The following is a 15883-nucleotide window of genomic DNA, read 5'->3' as shown; positions in this document are numbered from 1 at the left end:
CGGGACAAGCCCGAGCATGACTGAGTGGTGGTTATTCCAACGGAACGGTGAAGTCGCCGAAGAAGGCGGTCGCGCCGTCTTCGTCAATTTCACCAGCGGCGGGTGAGTAAAGGAGCAACCGCGAGAGGCGGAATTCCTTACATCAGCCGGTCGATGAGGCGTTCGGCGGCGTCGGGAATGACCGTGCCGGGCGGGAAAATTTCCACCGCGCCAGCGGCGTAGACAGCATCGTAATCCTGCGGAGGAATGACGCCACCTGCGACCACGAGAACATTCTCACGGCCGAGCTTTTTCAGAGCAGCCTTGAGTTCCGGCACCAGCGTCAGGTGACCGGCGGCGAGCGACGACGCGCCGACGACGTGGACATCGCGCTCGACGGCGAGCTTGGCGATTTCTTCCGGTGTCTGGAACATTGCGCCGACAGTGACGTCGAAGCCCAGATCGGCAAAGGCGGTGGCGATGACTTTCTGCCCGCGATCGTGGCCGTCCTGTCCCATCTTGGCGACAAGAATGCGCGGCTTGGTGCCATGACGCTTTTCGAAGGCCGCAACCTTTTCATGCACGCGGTCGACTACGTCGCTTTCGCCCAGCGCCTTGCGGTAAACGCCGGAAATTGTGCGGATTTCAGCTACGTGACGACCAAAGACGCGCTCAAGTGCGGTCGAGATTTCGCCGACAGTCGCCTTTGCGCGCGCGGCCTTGACGGCAAAGTCCAGCAGATTGCCGTCGCCCTTTGCGGCGTTCGTCAGCGCGGCGAGCGCGGATTCCACCGCGCCAACGTCACGCGTGCCCTTGAGCTGCTGGAGCTTGGCAAGCTGGCGGGCGCGAACTTCGGCATTATCCACCTTGAGAACATCTATTTCGATGTCGTTCTCGGGCTTGTATGCGTTGACGCCGACAAGGTCCTGCTCGCCGGAATCAATGCGCGCCTGCGTGCGGGCCGCAGCCTCTTCAATGCGCAGCTTGGGGATGCCTTTTTCAGTGGCGGCGGCCATACCGCCGAGACTCTCGACTTCCTCGATATGGGTGAGGGCGCGGGCGGCAAGATCATGCGTGAGGCGCTCGACATAGGCCGAACCACCCCACGGGTCGATGATGCGCGTAGTGCCGGATTCCTTTTGCAGGATGATCTGCGTGTTGCGCGCGATGCGGGCCGAATGGTCGGTGGGCAGCGCCAAAGCCTCGTCGAAGGAGTTAGTGTGCAGCGATTGCGTGTGGCCCTGCGTCGCGGCCATCGCCTCAATCATGGTGCGGGCGACGTTGTTGTAGGGATCCTGCGCGGTGAGCGACCAGCCGGATGTCTGCGAGTGCGTGCGCAACGAGAGCGAACGTGCATCCTTGGGCGAGAAGTTCTTCTGCATGAGCGCCGCCCATAGCAGGCGCGCGGCGCGCATCTTGGCGACTTCCATGAAGAAGTTCATGCCAATGGCCCAGAAGAAGGAGAGGCGCGGCGCGAATTTATCGATGTCCAGCCCGGCAGTGACGCCAGCGCGGGCATATTCGATGCCGTCGGCGATGGTGTAGGCGAGTTCGAGATCTGCCGTCGCACCGGCTTCCTGCATGTGATAGCCGGAAATCGAGATGGAATTGAATTTCGGCATTCGCTGCGATGTGTAGCTGAAAATATCCGAAATAATCCGCATCGAGGGCTTTGGCGGGTAGATGTAGGTGTTGCGGACCATGAACTCCTTCAGAATGTCGTTCTGAATGGTTCCGGCGAGGTCTTTTTCCGCAACGCCCTGTTCTTCCGCGGCCACGATGTAAAGCGCCATGATGGGCAGCACCGCGCCGTTCATGGTCATGGACACGGTCATCTGATCGAGCGGAATGCCGTCGAATAATTGGCGCATGTCGAGGATCGAATCGATAGCCACGCCAGCCATGCCGACATCGCCCGCAACGCGCGGGTGGTCGCTATCATAACCGCGATGGGTCGCAAGATCGAAAGCGATGGAAAGGCCCTTCTGGCCCGCAGCGAGGTTGCGGCGGTAGAAGGCGTTGGATTCCTCTGCTGTGGAGAAGCCCGCATATTGCCGGATGGTCCAGGGCTGCTGCACATACATTGTGGGGTAGGGGCCGCGAATGAAAGGCGCAGCGCCCGGCCAACTGTCGAGAAAGCGCAACCCATCAAGATCGCTCTCGCCGTACAGATGCTTGACCGGAATACCCTCTGGCGTGTGCCAGAGCTCAGCGGTGCGCTCGCTGCGTTCGCGTGCGCCTTCGCGCCATTCGAGCTTGGTGAAATCCGGGATCATGATGCGACTTCCAGCGACTCGTCGATGCGCACGGGATCGATGCGGCTACAGACGATTTTTGCGTGATTTGCGGTGGGCTCGACCAGCGGGCGGCGCTCCGCACGCAGTGTTTCCACGGGGCGCTCTTTCGGCGCGGGGAAGATGGTGGTGCCGACGATGGCGCGGCCATTGCGATAGGCGTCTGCACGGCGCTCACGCGAGGCAAGCACGCGTGCCTGAATCTTGCCTTCGGCGAGACTGTTCAAGGCACCGCCCTCGTTTTCGATCTGCTGGAACTCCTTCCATGCAGCTTCGCAAAGCTCGTCGGTCAGCGCTTCGATGCCGCCAGCACCGCGAGCAGGATCGGCCACGAAATCAATGTGGCTTTCGCCGGTGAGAATGAGCTGCTGGTTGCGCGCGATGCGCCGCGCGAATGCATCCGGCAGGCCGCGCGCGACCGTGTGCGGCAGGATAGAGATGGAATCGGCACCGCCCACCGCAGCAGCGAAAGCGGCGATTGTGGTGCGCAGAATGTTGGTTTCGGGGTCTTTCACGGTCATCATGCGATAAGAGGTTTCGGCATGAACAGTGGCCCATGAGGGCGGAATGGAACACATTTCCGCAATGCGCGACCAAAGCTTACGCAACGCCCTTATCTTCGCGATCGACATGAACTGATCCTGATCGACGCTGAGCGCGAAGCCGATATGCGGCGCGGCATAGACCAGCGCCTGTCTCGCCTCCTCAAACATCCGCAGGTGCGAGGTGGCGTTTGAAAGAACAATGCCGAGTTCCTGCGCCTCTGTTGCGCCCGCGTTGTGGAACACACGGCCATCCGCTTCGAGCAGCACGCCGGGCAGACCGAGCGAGAAGAAATGCGCGAGCGACTGCGGCATGGACGCCTTCAGCGCCTCGATGGACATGCGCAGATAGCCAGCACTGGCGAAGATCGCGGCGGCGTCTATGCCGAAGGAAAGGCTGAGCTTGCTGGGATCGACACGGCGCTTGGAGAGCAGCGCCAGCATCCATTCCGCCATGCCGCGGCTGCCTGGGTGAACATCGACGCGGACATGGGTTTTGTTGAGCTGGATGCCATCAAGCGCGCGTTCCAGCGCTTCCCTGGTGTTTGGCAGGCCGTAGCCGAAGGAGTTCGGTGCGTGCTCGAACACCAGCGAAAGGCCGGTTGCGCCGTTCTCGACATCTTCCAGCGCCTGGGCGTTGGCGCGCGCCGGATCGGTGTCGTCAACGCGCTGCACGATGTGCCACGGCATGTCGGGCCGCTTGCGGGGCAGGGCCTGTGCATCAACGGCGCGCTCATATATCGGCTCGATGCGCAGTCCGTCATCGGTGTGTGAAACCAATGTTTCTTCAAAAGGAGAACCGGCGAGGGCCTTTTCGGCGAGCTTCAGCCAGCGCTCCTTGTCGGCGGGGGCGAACTCGGCTTCCTTGAGCAACGACTTAACATTCATAGAGCACGATCCATTAGCAGATATGGGGATGCCAAAGCGCATCCTTCCATGCAAGCTGAAAAACGTCACAGGCGCTTTGCGCCAAAAGGTTTGTTGCACACCGTGCGGCCTAGTATAGCAAGGCAAATTGTGACGTCGCTTCGACAGGTGGAGAATAATATATGGCGGCTGAAGACAGCATTTTTCTCGGAGCAAGCCGCAAGCCGGACGACCGCTATCAACGGCCTGAGAAACTATTGCTGCGCTATGGCAACCGCCACGGCATTGTGACAGGCGCGACGGGCACAGGCAAAACCGTGACGTTGCAAATTCTTGCTGAAGGATTTTCGAACGCCGGGGTGCCGGTGTTTTGTGCTGACATCAAGGGCGATCTTTCCGGCATTGCGATGAAGGGCGAGCCGAAGGATTTCCTGATAAAGCGCGCCGAACAGGTGAAGCTCAAGCCCTATGAGTTTCAGGAATTTCCGGTGATTTTCTGGGATCTGTTCGGGCAGCAGGGCCACCCCATTCGCGCGACCGTTTCCGAAATGGGGCCGCTGCTGCTTTCGCGGTTGATGAACCTCACGGATGCGCAGGAAGGGGTGCTGAACATCGCGTTTCGCATTGCGGACGAGGAAGGTCTGCTGCTGCTGGACATGAAGGATTTGCAGGCGCTGCTTGCCAATATTGCCGACCGGGCAAAGGAAATCGGCACGCGATACGGCAATGTAACCAAGCCATCCGTAGGCGCGATCCAGCGTTCACTGCTGGTGTTGGAACAACAGGGCGGCAATCATTTTTTCGGCGAACCGGCGCTGCAGATTTCGGATTTCATGCGCACAACGCGCGACGGGCGCGGCGCAATCAGCGTGCTGGCCGCCGACAAGCTCATGATGAATCCACGTCTTTATGCGACGTTCCTGCTGTGGCTGATGTCCGAGCTTTTCGAGCAATTGCCGGAAGTGGGCGACCCCGACAAGCCGAGGCTCGTTTTCTTCTTCGATGAGGCGCATCTGCTTTTCGACGAAGCGCCGAAAGCGCTGATCGATCGGGTGGAGCAAGTGGTGCGGCTTATCCGATCCAAGGGCGTTGGCGTTTATTTCGTGACGCAGAACCCGCTGGACGTGCCGGAGACAATTCTCGCGCAGCTTGGCAACCGCATTCAGCACGCGCTACGAGCGTATAGCCCGCGCGAACAAAAAGCCGTGAAGGTGGCGGCAGATACGTTCCGGCCAAATCCGGATTTCGATTGCTTCAAGGCAATTACGGAGCTTGGCACCGGCGAGGCATTGGTTTCTACGCTTGAAGATAAGGGCGTGCCGGGAATAGTGCAGCGGACGCTGATCCGCCCGCCATCGTCTCGGTTGGGACCAATCACGCCGCAGGAGCGGCAGGCCGTGATAAATCAGAGCCCCGTTTCCGGGCAGTATGACCGCACGGTCGATCGGGAATCAGCGTTTGAAATGCTGCAAAAGCGCGCCGCGCAGAGCAGGCAGCCAGAAGCCGAGCAGGACGCTGGTACAGGCTGGACAATCCCCGGAATGGGTGGGGACGACAAGCCCACAAGGCGCGGTCGCGCGCCGAGGGCGTCGAACCGTCAGAGTGTGACGGAGGCGGCGATCAAATCCGTCGTGCGGTCAGTGGGCACATCAGTCGGCCGCGCCATCGTGCGCGGGATACTTGGGAGTTTGACGAGAAGGTAGGTTTTTTTAGACCACTCAACCGCCAGCAGGCGGATGAGTGGTAGTCGCGCGAGCCTGTGCGTCAGTTGCCCTAAGCTGGGCCGATGAGCGTTGACCCCACTGGCACGCCGCTATCGATAGGCATCGAGCTTGGCAGGCGGTCTTCGACGATAGGCGAGCCAAGGCCGTTGACCACCACGATCGGTGTCTTGTTCGGAACGCGCTCGTAAAGATCGATGACGTCCTGATTGATCATGCGCACGCAGCCGGACGAAACCGACTTGCCGATGGATTTCCATTCGGGCGTGCCGTGGACGCGGAACAGCGTGTCTTCGCCGTTCTGGAAAATATAGAGCGCACGCGCGCCGAGCGGGTTCTTGAGGCCGCCGGGCTGGCCGCCATTGCGAACGCTGAACTTTTCCAGCTTGGGATCGCGCGCGATCATCTCATCTGGCGGCGTCCATTTGGGCCACTTCTGCTTCCACTGGATCACGCCTGCGCCAGCCCATTCGAAGCCAGCGCGACCAAGGCCGACGCCATAGCGCACGGCCTGTCCGCCGGGCAGGGTGAAATAGAGATTGTGGCCGAGCGTATCCACAACGATGGTGCCGGGCTTCTGACCGGTGGTGTTGGCAACAACCTGTCGCAAGAATTGCTGATCGATCTGCGTGTAAGGAACGGCAGGAATCTGAAAACCACCATCTTCCAGCGGCCCGTACATCAAGGAATATTCCTCGAAGGTGGGTGGAGGCGGAAGCGGCGTAGGCGCCGGGCCATCCGGATACATCGGGCCTGTCGCGCAGCCGGCAAGAGCTACGCTCGAAACGCCGAGAGCAGTGAAGGAAAGGAAGCGCCGTCGATCCATGGAAGCAGTAAAAAGTTTGGTCATCAATATTCTCAACTCAATTATTCGCGTGCAAACATTTCAACGACGGGCCCCGCGCCCGGTTGCATCGATGCTGGACAAGGCCGTTCATATTCTGACGAAAGCAAGGCAGGAAATTGCTTGATGCGCACACTGTTGCGGCGGCGCAACAGTTAGTTCATTGGGCCAGATGCCTCTGGCACGGCTTTCGTTCTTGCGCTGACCGGGGCAACTGCGGCAAAGCTATCCCCCTGTCAAAACGCAATAGAGAATGACCATGAGCCTTTCTGTCGCTGCGCAAAGCAAAACATGGACCTACGTTGATGGTGACTGGCACGAGGGCAATGTCGCGGTGATTGGGCCGCGCAGCCACGCGATGTGGCTTGGCACAAGCGTTTTCGATGGCGGCAGATGGTTTGAAAACGTGTCGCCCGACATCGACTTGCACGCCGCGCGCGTGAACGCATCCGCGATTGCGCTTGGCCTGCACCCAACCATGAAAGCAGATGAAATCGCCGGATTGGCATGGGACGGTTTCAAGAAATTCGACGGGCAGACGGCGGTGTATGTGCGGCCGATGTATTGGGCAGAGCATGGCGGATATATGGGTGTGCCAGCCGATCCGGCATCGAGCCGGTTCTGCCTGTGCCTTTATGAGGCGCCAATGATGCCGCCCACAGGCTTCTCGATCGGCGTGTCGCCATTCCGGCGACCTTCGCTCGAAACCATGCCGACGAACGCGAAGGCCGGATGCCTTTACCCGAACAATGGCCGCGCAATTCTCGAAGCGAAAATGCGCGGGTTCGACAACGCGCTGGTGCTGGACATGCTGGGCAATGTCGCGGAAACCGCCTCTTCCAACGTTTTCATGGTAAAAGATGGCGTCGTTTACACGCCGGTCGCAAATGGATGCTTCCTTTCGGGGATTACGCGCAAGCGGGTTCTTGGATTGCTGGAGGATGCGGGTGTAAAGGTGGTGGAGAAGACCTTGTCGGTTCGCGAGTTTCGCGAGGCAGACGAGATTTTCTCGACGGGCAACCATTCCAAGGTGGTTCCGGTGACGCGAATTGAAGATCGTGATCTGCAGCCCGGACCAGTAGCCAAGAAAGCGCGGGAACTCTATTGGGAGTGGGCGCATTCTGCATAGGACGGAGTGGTCGCTCACCGGCTGGCGCGCGGAAATTTGAATTCGGCTCAGGCCGCAAACATGAAAGAGGAGTTACAACAATGGCTTTCGTATTGCCGGAACTTCCATACGATTATGAGGCTCTCCAGCCCTACATGTCGAAGGAAACGCTGGAATATCACCACGACAAGCACCACAAGGCATATGTCGACAACGGCAACAAGCTGGCCGCAGAAGCGGGCATGAGCGATCTGCCGGTGGAAGAAGTCGTATTGAAGTCGTTTGGCAAGAATCCGGGCCTCTTCAACAATGCCGCGCAACACTACAACCACATCCTGTTCTGGAAGTGGATGAAGAAGGGTGGCGGCGGCAACAAGCTGCCAGCCAAGTTGCAGAAAGCTATCGATAGTGACCTCGGCGGCTACGACAAGTTCAAGGCTGACTTCATCGCCGCCGGCACGACACAGTTTGGCTCCGGCTGGGCATGGGTATCGGTGAAGGACGGCAAGCTGGAAATTTCCAAGACGCCGAACGGCGAAAACCCGCTGGTGCATGGCGCCAAGCCGATCCTCGGCGTCGATGTGTGGGAACACTCCTATTACATCGACTATCGCAACGCGCGCCCGAAATATCTGGAAGCGTATGTTGACAGCCTGATCAATTGGGATTCGGTTCTGGAACTCTACGAAAAGGCGTGATTTGCGCCGACGAACAGGAAGGCCCCGCTTCGGCGGGGCTTTTTTTTGGGATAACGCAAGATTGACATAATACGCGGGAAAAAATCGTGCAGGTTTAGCGTTACATCCACGTGCGCGCTCGCGCATTCAATCGATAGCCCAGGCAGCCAAAAGCAACCGGAGGTATAAATGCGCAAATTACTTCTCGCCCTTTCCGCCATAGCCCTGACCGCTGGCGCGGTTCACGCCGATCCGAAGGACGATCGCGAAGCACTCATGAAAGAGCGTGGAAAAATCGTGGGTGGCCTCGTCAAAATGGTGAAAGGGGAGACGCCGTTCGACGCCGCGGCAACGCTTGCTGCCTTGCAAACACTTGATGCAAACGCTGAAAAAGGGCTGAACGTGGATGCTCTTTGGCCTGCTGGTTCAAACACCGACGAAACCTCGCCCAAGATTTGGGAAGATAACGCCGCGTTCAAGGCCGAAGCAGCGAAGTTCAAAACGGTAGCCGATGCAGCAGTTGCTTCGCCGCCCGCCGATCTTGCCGCGTTGCAGGCAACGGTCGGCACGATCGGCAAGGAATGCTCGGCCTGCCACGAGGTCTATCGCATCAAGAAATAAGGGCCGCTTGCCGTGCGTTTTGCGAAAGCCGCAGGACTGGCAGTCGTCATCGCTGGCGTGGTGGGCGCGGCGGCGTTTTGGTTTTTGACCGAGCCGCAACGGCTGGATGCACAGACGGTGGCACTGCTCGACAAGGGTGACGCGACGCGCGGCGAACGCATTTTCTGGGCGGGCGGGTGTACCTCGTGCCATGCCCGCCCAAAATCCGAAGGCGATGCGCGGCTGGAACTGGCGGGCGGTCTTGAGTTGAAGACGCCATTTGGAACATTCGTGCCGCCCAATATTTCCAGCGATCCGAATGATGGGATCGGGAAGTGGTCGGCTGCGGATTTCGGCAATGCGATGCTGAGGGGCGTATCGCCAGACGGACAGCATTTTTATCCGGCGTTCCCCTATGCTTCGTATATTCGCATGAAGCCGGAGGATATTGCCGACCTCTACGCGTTTATGAAGACGCTGCCCGCCGTGCAGGGCAAGGCGGCGGAAAATCAACTGTCATTTCCGTTTAGCGTGCGGAGAGGGTTGGGGTTGTGGAAGTTGCTCTTCCTCAGCCCCAATCCCGCAATCGCGCTGCCCGCCGACGCGCCGGAGGCGGCACATGCCGGGCAATATCTGGTCGAAGGGCCGGGCCATTGCGGCGAGTGCCACACGCCGCGCAATCTGGCAGGCGGGTCGGATAAGGGCCGCTGGCTGGCTGGTGCAGTGGCGGCGGAAGGCAATGGCAAAGTGCCGAATATTACGCCAAGCGAGCAGGGCATCGGCTCATGGTCGGCGGGCGATATTGTGACCTATCTCGAAACGGGCTTTACGCCGGAGTTCGATTCAGTCGGCGGCGCGATGGTGGCAGTACAGAAGAATATGGCACAGCTGCCCGCCGCAGATCGCGAGGCAATCGCAGCGTATTTGAAGGCCGTGCCCGCTCAGGCAAACGGGTATTGAGGCGCCGGGATGCTTGCCGGTTTCAATCTCGAACGCTGAAGAAGTTGCGAGGCGCTGCCCCTCACCCGATCCTTCGGGCCACAGCCCTTCGCCATGGCTGCGGGGCGTTCATCGCTCGAAAAGCCCATTCTGGGGCTTTTCGTTTGCTGCGCTAAGCACTCTTCACCCCACGTAAACGGGGAAGGAAGAATGCGTTGAGCCTTACAACTCCGCTTTCCCGGTCGTCTTCAACGCAAATGCATAATTGAACGCGACTTCTTCCAGCCGTGAGAAGCGGCCGGAGGCGCCGGCGTGCCCGGCGTCCATGTTGATTTTCAGCAGCACGGGATTGTCGCTCATTTTGCGCGCGCGCAGGCGGGCGACCCATTTGGCCGGCTCCCAATAGGTCACACGCGGGTCGGTGAGCCCGGCAACCGCGAGGATCGGCGGATAAGGATGACCGGCCACGTTGTCGTAAGGCGAGTAGGCGGCGATTGTCTTGTAATCCTTCTTCGACTTGATCGGATTGCCCCATTCCGGCCATTCGGGCGGGGTGAGCGGCAACGTGTCATCAAGCATGGTGGTGAGTACGTCCACGAACGGCACTTCCGCGATGATCGCGCCAAACGCGTCGGGGGCCATGTTGGCGATTGCGCCCATCAACATGCCGCCCGCCGAACCGCCCTGCGCAACGATACGATCATGCGAGGTGAATTTCTCGGTGACGAGATGCTTCGCGACGGCGATGAAATCGTGGAAGGTGTTCTCCTTCTTGTCGCGCTTGCCGTCCTCATACCATTGATAGCCGCGATCCTTGCCGCCGCGCACATGAGCGATAGCGTAGACGAAACCGCGATCCACCAGCGACAGGGCATTGGTGTTGAACGAGGCGGGAATGCTCATGCCATACGCACCGTAGCCGTAGAGCAGGCAAGGCGCGGAGCCATCGAGCTTGAGGCCGCGACGGTGCAGGATCGAGACAGGCACCTGCACGCCATCCGGCGCGGTGGCCATAAGGCGGCGGGTCACGTAGTCGCGGATTTTGTGGCCGGAGGGCACCTCCTGCGTCTTGCGCAGCTTCCGCTTGCGCGTGCGCATGTCGTAGTCGAACACCTGTGTCGGCGTCGTCATGGACGAATAGGTGAAGCGCAGCGTGTCGGTGTCGTATTCGTAAGAACCGCCAAGACCGAGCGAATAGGCTTCCTCGTCAAACGCGATGGTGTGTTCTTCGCCGCTGGCGCGGTCGCGAATGACGATGCGCGGCAGGCCATCCTTGCGTTCGAGACGGACCATGAAATTGGCAAAGCCGGTAACGGACAGGATCAAACGGCCCGGTTCATGCGGAATGAGTTCCTTCCAATTCGCTTGAATCGGATCCTCAACCGGCGCGGTCATGATCTTGAAATCCTTGGCGCCATCGGCGTTGGTGAGGATGAAGAAAATGTCGCCGCCTTCCTCAAGATCATATTGCACGCCGGTCTTGCGGCGCACGACGAGCCTGGGCTTCGAGCTGGGCTTACGGGCATCGAGAAGGCGGTATTCGGTCGTCTCGTGATCGTTGACAGAAATCATGATCCAGTCGTTGCGGCGCGTGCCGCCCACGCTCGCGAAATAACCGGGGTCTTTCTCTTCGTAAACGAGCCAGTCCTCGGATTCGGGCGTGCCGAGCGCGTGATAAAAGATTTTCGAAGGGCGGTGATTGGCATCGACGCGGGTGTAGAAAAAGCCATTGTCGTTTGCATCCCACGTGCCGCCGCCGCCCGTGTCGCTGACTGTTTCCGGGCTGTCCTTGCCGGTAGCGAGGTCGCGCACGCGTAGGGCGAAGAACTCCGAGCCCTTGTCGTCGAACGCCCAGAGCAGGCTCTTGTGATCATTGGAGTGACCGACGCCGCCGATGCGGAAATAAGGCTTCTTGCGAGCTTCCTTGTCGCCGTCGAGAATGATTTCTTCCTTGCCGCCCTTGCGCGGCTTGCGGAAATAACGCGGCTGCTGGCCGCCGGTGACGTAAGACGTGCCGTAGGCGAACGGGCCATCTTCCATCGGGACGGAGGAATCGTCTTCCTTGATGCGGCCCTTCATATCGGCGAACAGCGCCTTTTGCAGCGCCCGCGTGTCGCGCATGAGCTTGGCCTGATAGGCGTTTTCCGCCTCCAGATGCGTGCGGATCTCGGGGTCGAGAACGGAGGGATCACGGAATACTTCCTGCCAATTGTCAGCGCGCATCCATGCAAATTCATCGACGCGGGTGATGCCGTGGCGCGTGTCTTCGACGCGGCGCTCGACTGCCAGAGGTGGCTTGGCTTTGGAAAAAATCGACTTCTTGGCCATGATATCTCGCAAAATAGGATTCAGTAACGGGATATACCGTCAGAGACGGTCGAGGAAGCGTTGGGCGATGGTAGTGTAATCGCCGTCGAAATGGTGGCCGCCATCGGTTTCGATGACAGTGGACTTTGCAATGGCTGGATCGGTGCAGGCAGTCTCGTCAGCGTCGTCCTTGCCGTAAATGCATGTGACTTTGTCTTTGGGCAATGCGGCGATTGCGGGGGCAATGCGACGGTCACTGTCGTCAATTCCCAGCCAGCCGGAAATCGTTACCTGAAACGAGGTTGAGAGGCTCGGCGCGAGCAGCGCCAGAACTTTGGTGCGGTCCTGAAGGTCGGCGGAAAGCAGCGGCCACGCGAACGGAATGACATCCGCGCCGAAGGAATAGCCAATCAGCATGACCGGCAGCTTTTGGGTCGGGTCGGCGTCCTTCACCAACGCGGCTATGTCGGTGGCAAGTTCTTCCGGCTTGCGCTTTGACCAGAAGTAATGCAGCGAATCGAGGCCGACGACGTGCACGCCCTGTGTCGAGAGCCATTCGCCCATCGTCTTGTCGAGGTCACGCCAGCCGCCATCGCCGGAAATGAGAATCGCGACGGCTTTCGGTTTCGTGGTTGCGGGGAGATCGACGGCGGGCAGCTTGCCGAAAGGTTCAAGGTTGTCGGCCAGATTGTTCACAGCATCGACGATCTGGTTTTCCGGCGTGTCGATGTCGAGTGCGTCGACGGTGATCTGATCCTGCTTTTCGGCTGCTGCCTGTATGGCATCGACCTGATCTTCGGGCACATAGATGGTGGCGGCTTCAGGCATGGTAATGTCGAAGGCATAGGAAAACGACTTGCCATCCGCCGTTTTTGTCGCGGTCGAGCCGGGGCAGAAGGGCAGGCGGGTCGTCAGGCGATTGGCGAAACCGGACGCGACCGCGCCGCCGAGCGTATTTGGCGGTGCATCGGCCAGCGCTGCATAGGCGAAGGTCGCACCCTCGCCGATGCCAACCAGAATGGGCGGCAGATAGGTCTGAATATCGAGCGTGCGCTGTGCGACTTGCGCGAGATCGGTCAACTCGCCCACGACGTAGAGGCATTCGCCATCGGACTTGTCCAGCGCGGCGGCATATACGCCGAGATCCACGCCGAGCACGACGTCGCCATCGTCACGCAGGGTGCTGACGATGGTGTCGTCCTTGCTCGTCCAGCCGGAACTGTCGGAGAAATAGATGACCATCGCCTTCGGGTCGTCTTGCGGGGCGAGGAGACGCACGTTCTCAAGGCGACCGCTGGAAACGGCGGTGTCATTTGCTTGTGCTGCGATAGGCATGATGGCCGCGAGCCCCATGAAAATAGCCAATTTCAACTTCATCTCTTGAAGATTCCCATAGGGCCGCCGGAGATCAGCGTTGTCACGTCGAGCAGGACTTGGGGCATGGCAAGGCCACGAGGGCAAGCCATATATTGCGGGGTCCAGACCGGATCGAACTTTTGCTTGAAGGCACGCAGCCCCTCGAAATTGTAGAATTCGTCGCCGCGCTTGTAGATGAACGTGCCGACGCGATTCCACGTTGACGCAAGAGGATGGTCGGAAAGTCCGGCGAGCGGGGCGGCGCCAAGGTTAAACCATTTATAGCCTTCGTCCCGACCATAAAGCAGCAGATGCGCGAAGAAGGCTTCCATCAGGACTTTCGAGGTGCCGGATTTATAGCGCATCAGATCGACGGAAAATTCGTCATGATCGCCACTGCGCCAGAGATTGGCGAAAGCGACGATCTTGTCGTCTTTCTTTAGAACGGCGCAATCGAACTCGCTCATATAGGCGTCGTCGAAATAGCCCAGCGAGAAGCCTTTTTCTTTGCCCTGCTTTTGTTCAAGCCATTCGTCGGACACCGCGCGCAGCTCCGGCAGGGCTGCAGGGACGTCTGCCTTCGGAATGACCGAATAGACCAGACCTTCACGCGTAGCGCGACCCTCGGCATAACGCAGCGGCTGACGCGCAGCACCAGCCAGCGAAAAGTCGGTGAGGGGGATGCGGGCATTTTCGCCGATTTTTAGAATGGCGAGGTTCATGTCCAGATAGGTGGTGAGATATTCCGGCTGGACAGAATAAAAGACGGGACGAGCGCCAGCACGATCTGCGGCTTCGACAAAGCGCCAAAGCAGGCCACGACTGGGGCCGGGATCGCCGACCGGATCGCCCATCGTGATCCAGCTGCGGCCTGACACGGCATACATCAGGAAGGCTGTGCCGTTTGGCGAAACCATGAAGGACTTATCGCCAAGCAGCGCGACGCAGCCATTGGTGCCCGCCGATGTTTCCAGCACGGTGCGCACCGCATCCGGGACGGGCTGCGTGATGTTTTTCGGCGCAGGCGCGGGGCGGTGCATAAGCGCATCGACGGCGATGGCAGCTGCTACGATTGCGATTGCGACGGTGGCGCGCATGAAGCGCGGGGCGTCTGCATCCCAGGCGAAATCCCACCACATGTCCGACTGGTATTCGACGTGACGATAGGCAAGGAAGCCGACCAGCGTGAACGCGCCGACCACGATTGCCATCAAGGCGAGCCAGGTGATGTCCGGCCGGAAGGAACGCCAGTCACCCTTGCGATAAAAGGCGCTGCGGTAGGCGTAAAGAATGGCAGCGACGGCGCTCAAAATAAGGGCTTCTTCCCAATCCAGACCCTTGAGCAGCGAGAAGGCCGCGCCGGACAACAACAGCACGATGGCCGCGATGCGAGCCAAAGCGAGACGCCGAAACAGCCCGCGCGCTATGACAATGAGCAGAACGCCGGTGATGCTGGCGAGAAGGTGTGACGCTTCTGCAAAGGGCAGGGGGAGAATGTCGCTCAGAATGTCTGTGCGGTCGCCGATGGCGGGCGTGCTGCCGGAAAACAGCAGCACCATGCCGCCGCCGAGAACGAGCGTTGTCGCGATAGGGGGAACTATTCGGCGCGTGAGCCGAAAGGTGCGCCCCGCAAGGGTCGAGACTGTCGAGCGCGCGCGATACGTCTCGAACGTCAGCAATGCGATGGCCGAGAGCGAGAGCGGCAGCAGATAGTAAATGATGCGATAGACCACCAGAGCGGCGACGACATCAGGACGCGCACCGGCGCCAAGGCCGAGCAGGATGGTCGCTTCCATGACGCCCAGGCCGCCGGGTGCGTGGCTGATGATCGTGGCAAGTATTGCCGCAACGAACAGCACGAGGAATACGACGAAACTGGGCACGACATCCGACGGCAGCAGAATGTAAAGCGCGGCCGCTGCGGCAGCTATATCCAACGCGCCGATGAGGATTTGCGCAAGCGCGCTGCCAGCCGATGGCAAGGGAAAGCGCCAGCCCAACAGCGAGACGTTGTGCAAGCCGCGGGATAACCAGAAAAGGCAGATGGCTAGAAAGGCGAGAATAGCGCCGCCCAACACACGATCCGCAACGGGCGTGAGCATTTGAAGCGCAGGCACGCCTGTTGGATCGAGCAGGAGCGCAACGCCGAGAACCGTCAGCAGACCGCCAGTGAATGTGATGAGCGATGTGCCGACGATTCGCCCCACATCAGAGGCATCCAGACCGGCGGCCTGATAAATGCGATAGCGCACCGGGCCGCCGACAAAAACATGGAAGCCGATGGCATTTGAAAAGCCGTAGCCGACCATGCCCGCCATGACCGCGATTTTGGCGGGGACGCGCCCCGGCGCAATGCGGCGCACGGCCAGCACATCGTAAAGCGCCAGCGCACCGAACGAAATCATGGTGAAAAACAGCGCCGGAATGACGGTTTCGGCGGAAGTGGCTGCGATGGCCTCGCCAATATGATTCAGGTGAATCTTGCCGCTGATTTCGTGGATCACGAAAAGCGCGATGGCAACCGCGATAGTGCCTATAACCGGCCCAAGAATTTGGGGTTCCAATATGCGGTCGATGGCGCGCGCAAAGGCATTGCCGACCGGCTGGTGCTCGATGTCGATTTCTGTTTCGTTCATGATTTTTGAAAGT

The 15883-nt window shown here is 59.7% G+C and carries 11 protein-coding genes; 5 read left to right on the top strand and 6 right to left on the bottom strand.

Annotated elements, in window-relative coordinates; all coding sequences use genetic code 11:
• Nucleotides 1-137 precede the first annotated feature (137 nt).
• Together scpA and DY251_RS03905 are read right to left on the bottom strand one after the other, a co-directional pair.
• Nucleotides 138-2255, bottom strand: a complete 2118-nt coding sequence (scpA, locus tag DY251_RS03910; RefSeq protein WP_116622558.1) for a methylmalonyl-CoA mutase — start codon at nt 2253-2255, stop codon at nt 138-140.
• Complete coding sequence (locus DY251_RS03905; protein ID WP_116622557.1) at nt 2252-3703, bottom strand: methylmalonyl-CoA mutase subunit beta; 1452 nt, start codon at nt 3701-3703, stop codon at nt 2252-2254. Before DY251_RS03905 ends, scpA begins: the two co-directional genes overlap by 4 nt.
• A 161-nt stretch (nt 3704-3864) precedes the next feature.
• On the opposite strand from DY251_RS03905, the gene DY251_RS03900 reads away from it, so the two are divergent.
• On the top strand, nt 3865-5385 hold the full coding sequence (locus DY251_RS03900) for a helicase HerA-like C-terminal domain-containing protein (RefSeq protein ID WP_116622556.1): 1521 nt from the start codon (nt 3865-3867) through the stop codon (nt 5383-5385).
• Nucleotides 5386-5455: 70 nt separating this feature from the next.
• Here the strand turns inward: DY251_RS03900 and DY251_RS03895 are convergent, their stop codons facing one another.
• Complete coding sequence (locus tag DY251_RS03895) at nt 5456-6259, bottom strand: L,D-transpeptidase (RefSeq protein WP_425373277.1); 804 nt, start codon at nt 6257-6259, stop codon at nt 5456-5458.
• A 247-nt stretch (nt 6260-6506) separates the two neighbouring features.
• Here DY251_RS03895 and DY251_RS03890 point away from each other — a divergent pair, with 247 nt between their 5' ends.
• The 4 genes from DY251_RS03890 (at nt 6507) to DY251_RS03875 (ending at nt 9592) form a co-directional block, all read left to right on the top strand.
• The gene (locus DY251_RS03890) at nt 6507-7376 is read left to right on the top strand and encodes a branched-chain amino acid aminotransferase (protein WP_116622749.1); all 870 of its coding nucleotides are present in this window, start codon (nt 6507-6509) and stop codon (nt 7374-7376) included.
• Between the two features lie 80 nt (nt 7377-7456).
• Nucleotides 7457-8053: a superoxide dismutase gene (locus DY251_RS03885; protein ID WP_116622554.1), complete on the top strand. Its 597-nt coding sequence runs from the start codon at nt 7457-7459 to the stop codon at nt 8051-8053.
• A gap of 168 nt (nt 8054-8221) precedes the next feature.
• Nucleotides 8222-8653, top strand: coding sequence for a c-type cytochrome (locus tag DY251_RS03880; protein WP_116622553.1), 432 nt, complete (start codon nt 8222-8224; stop codon nt 8651-8653).
• Nucleotides 8654-8665: 12 nt separating this feature from the next.
• Entirely contained in the window at nt 8666-9592 is a 927-nt protein-coding gene (locus tag DY251_RS03875; RefSeq protein WP_116622552.1) for a cytochrome c, read from the top strand.
• Nucleotides 9593-9793: 201 nt separating this feature from the next.
• On the opposite strand, the gene DY251_RS03870 is transcribed toward DY251_RS03875, so the two are convergent.
• Genes DY251_RS03870 through mprF form a run of 3 tightly spaced genes read right to left on the bottom strand, consistent with a single transcriptional unit; the run spans nt 9794 to nt 15870 of the window.
• Nucleotides 9794-11899: a S9 family peptidase gene (locus DY251_RS03870; RefSeq protein ID WP_116622551.1), complete on the bottom strand. Its 2106-nt coding sequence runs from the start codon at nt 11897-11899 to the stop codon at nt 9794-9796.
• Nucleotides 11900-11938: 39 nt separating this feature from the next.
• On the bottom strand, nt 11939-13255 hold the full coding sequence (locus DY251_RS03865) for a virulence factor family protein (protein ID WP_116622550.1): 1317 nt from the start codon (nt 13253-13255) through the stop codon (nt 11939-11941).
• Nucleotides 13252-15870, bottom strand: coding sequence for a bifunctional lysylphosphatidylglycerol flippase/synthetase MprF (mprF, locus tag DY251_RS03860; protein WP_116622549.1), 2619 nt, complete (start codon nt 15868-15870; stop codon nt 13252-13254). Before mprF ends, DY251_RS03865 begins: the two co-directional genes overlap by 4 nt.
• Between the last annotated feature and the right edge of the window lie 13 nt (nt 15871-15883).

The sequence above is a fragment of the Mesorhizobium denitrificans genome, from assembly GCF_003403035.1.
In the GTDB taxonomy this organism is placed as follows: Bacteria; Pseudomonadota; Alphaproteobacteria; order Rhizobiales; family Rhizobiaceae; genus Mesorhizobium_G; species Mesorhizobium_G denitrificans.
This window is presented reverse-complemented; position numbering and strand designations above follow the sequence as displayed.

Excerpts from the sequence above, each read along its gene's own strand:
- scpA (WP_116622558.1), bottom strand. The coding sequence starts at position 2,255 with ATGATCCCGGATTTCACCAAGCTCGAATGGCGCGAAGGCGCACGCGAA.
- DY251_RS03905 (WP_116622557.1), bottom strand. The coding sequence starts at position 3,703 with ATGAATGTTAAGTCGTTGCTCAAGGAAGCCGAGTTCGCCCCCGCCGAC.
- DY251_RS03900 (WP_116622556.1), top strand. The coding sequence starts at position 3,865 with ATGGCGGCTGAAGACAGCATTTTTCTCGGAGCAAGCCGCAAGCCGGAC.
- DY251_RS03890 (WP_116622749.1), top strand. The coding sequence starts at position 6,507 with ATGAGCCTTTCTGTCGCTGCGCAAAGCAAAACATGGACCTACGTTGAT.
- DY251_RS03885 (WP_116622554.1), top strand. The coding sequence starts at position 7,457 with ATGGCTTTCGTATTGCCGGAACTTCCATACGATTATGAGGCTCTCCAG.
- DY251_RS03880 (WP_116622553.1), top strand. The coding sequence starts at position 8,222 with ATGCGCAAATTACTTCTCGCCCTTTCCGCCATAGCCCTGACCGCTGGC.
- DY251_RS03870 (WP_116622551.1), bottom strand. The coding sequence starts at position 11,899 with ATGGCCAAGAAGTCGATTTTTTCCAAAGCCAAGCCACCTCTGGCAGTC.
- DY251_RS03865 (WP_116622550.1), bottom strand. The coding sequence starts at position 13,255 with ATGAAGTTGAAATTGGCTATTTTCATGGGGCTCGCGGCCATCATGCCT.
- mprF (WP_116622549.1), bottom strand. The coding sequence starts at position 15,870 with ATGAACGAAACAGAAATCGACATCGAGCACCAGCCGGTCGGCAATGCC.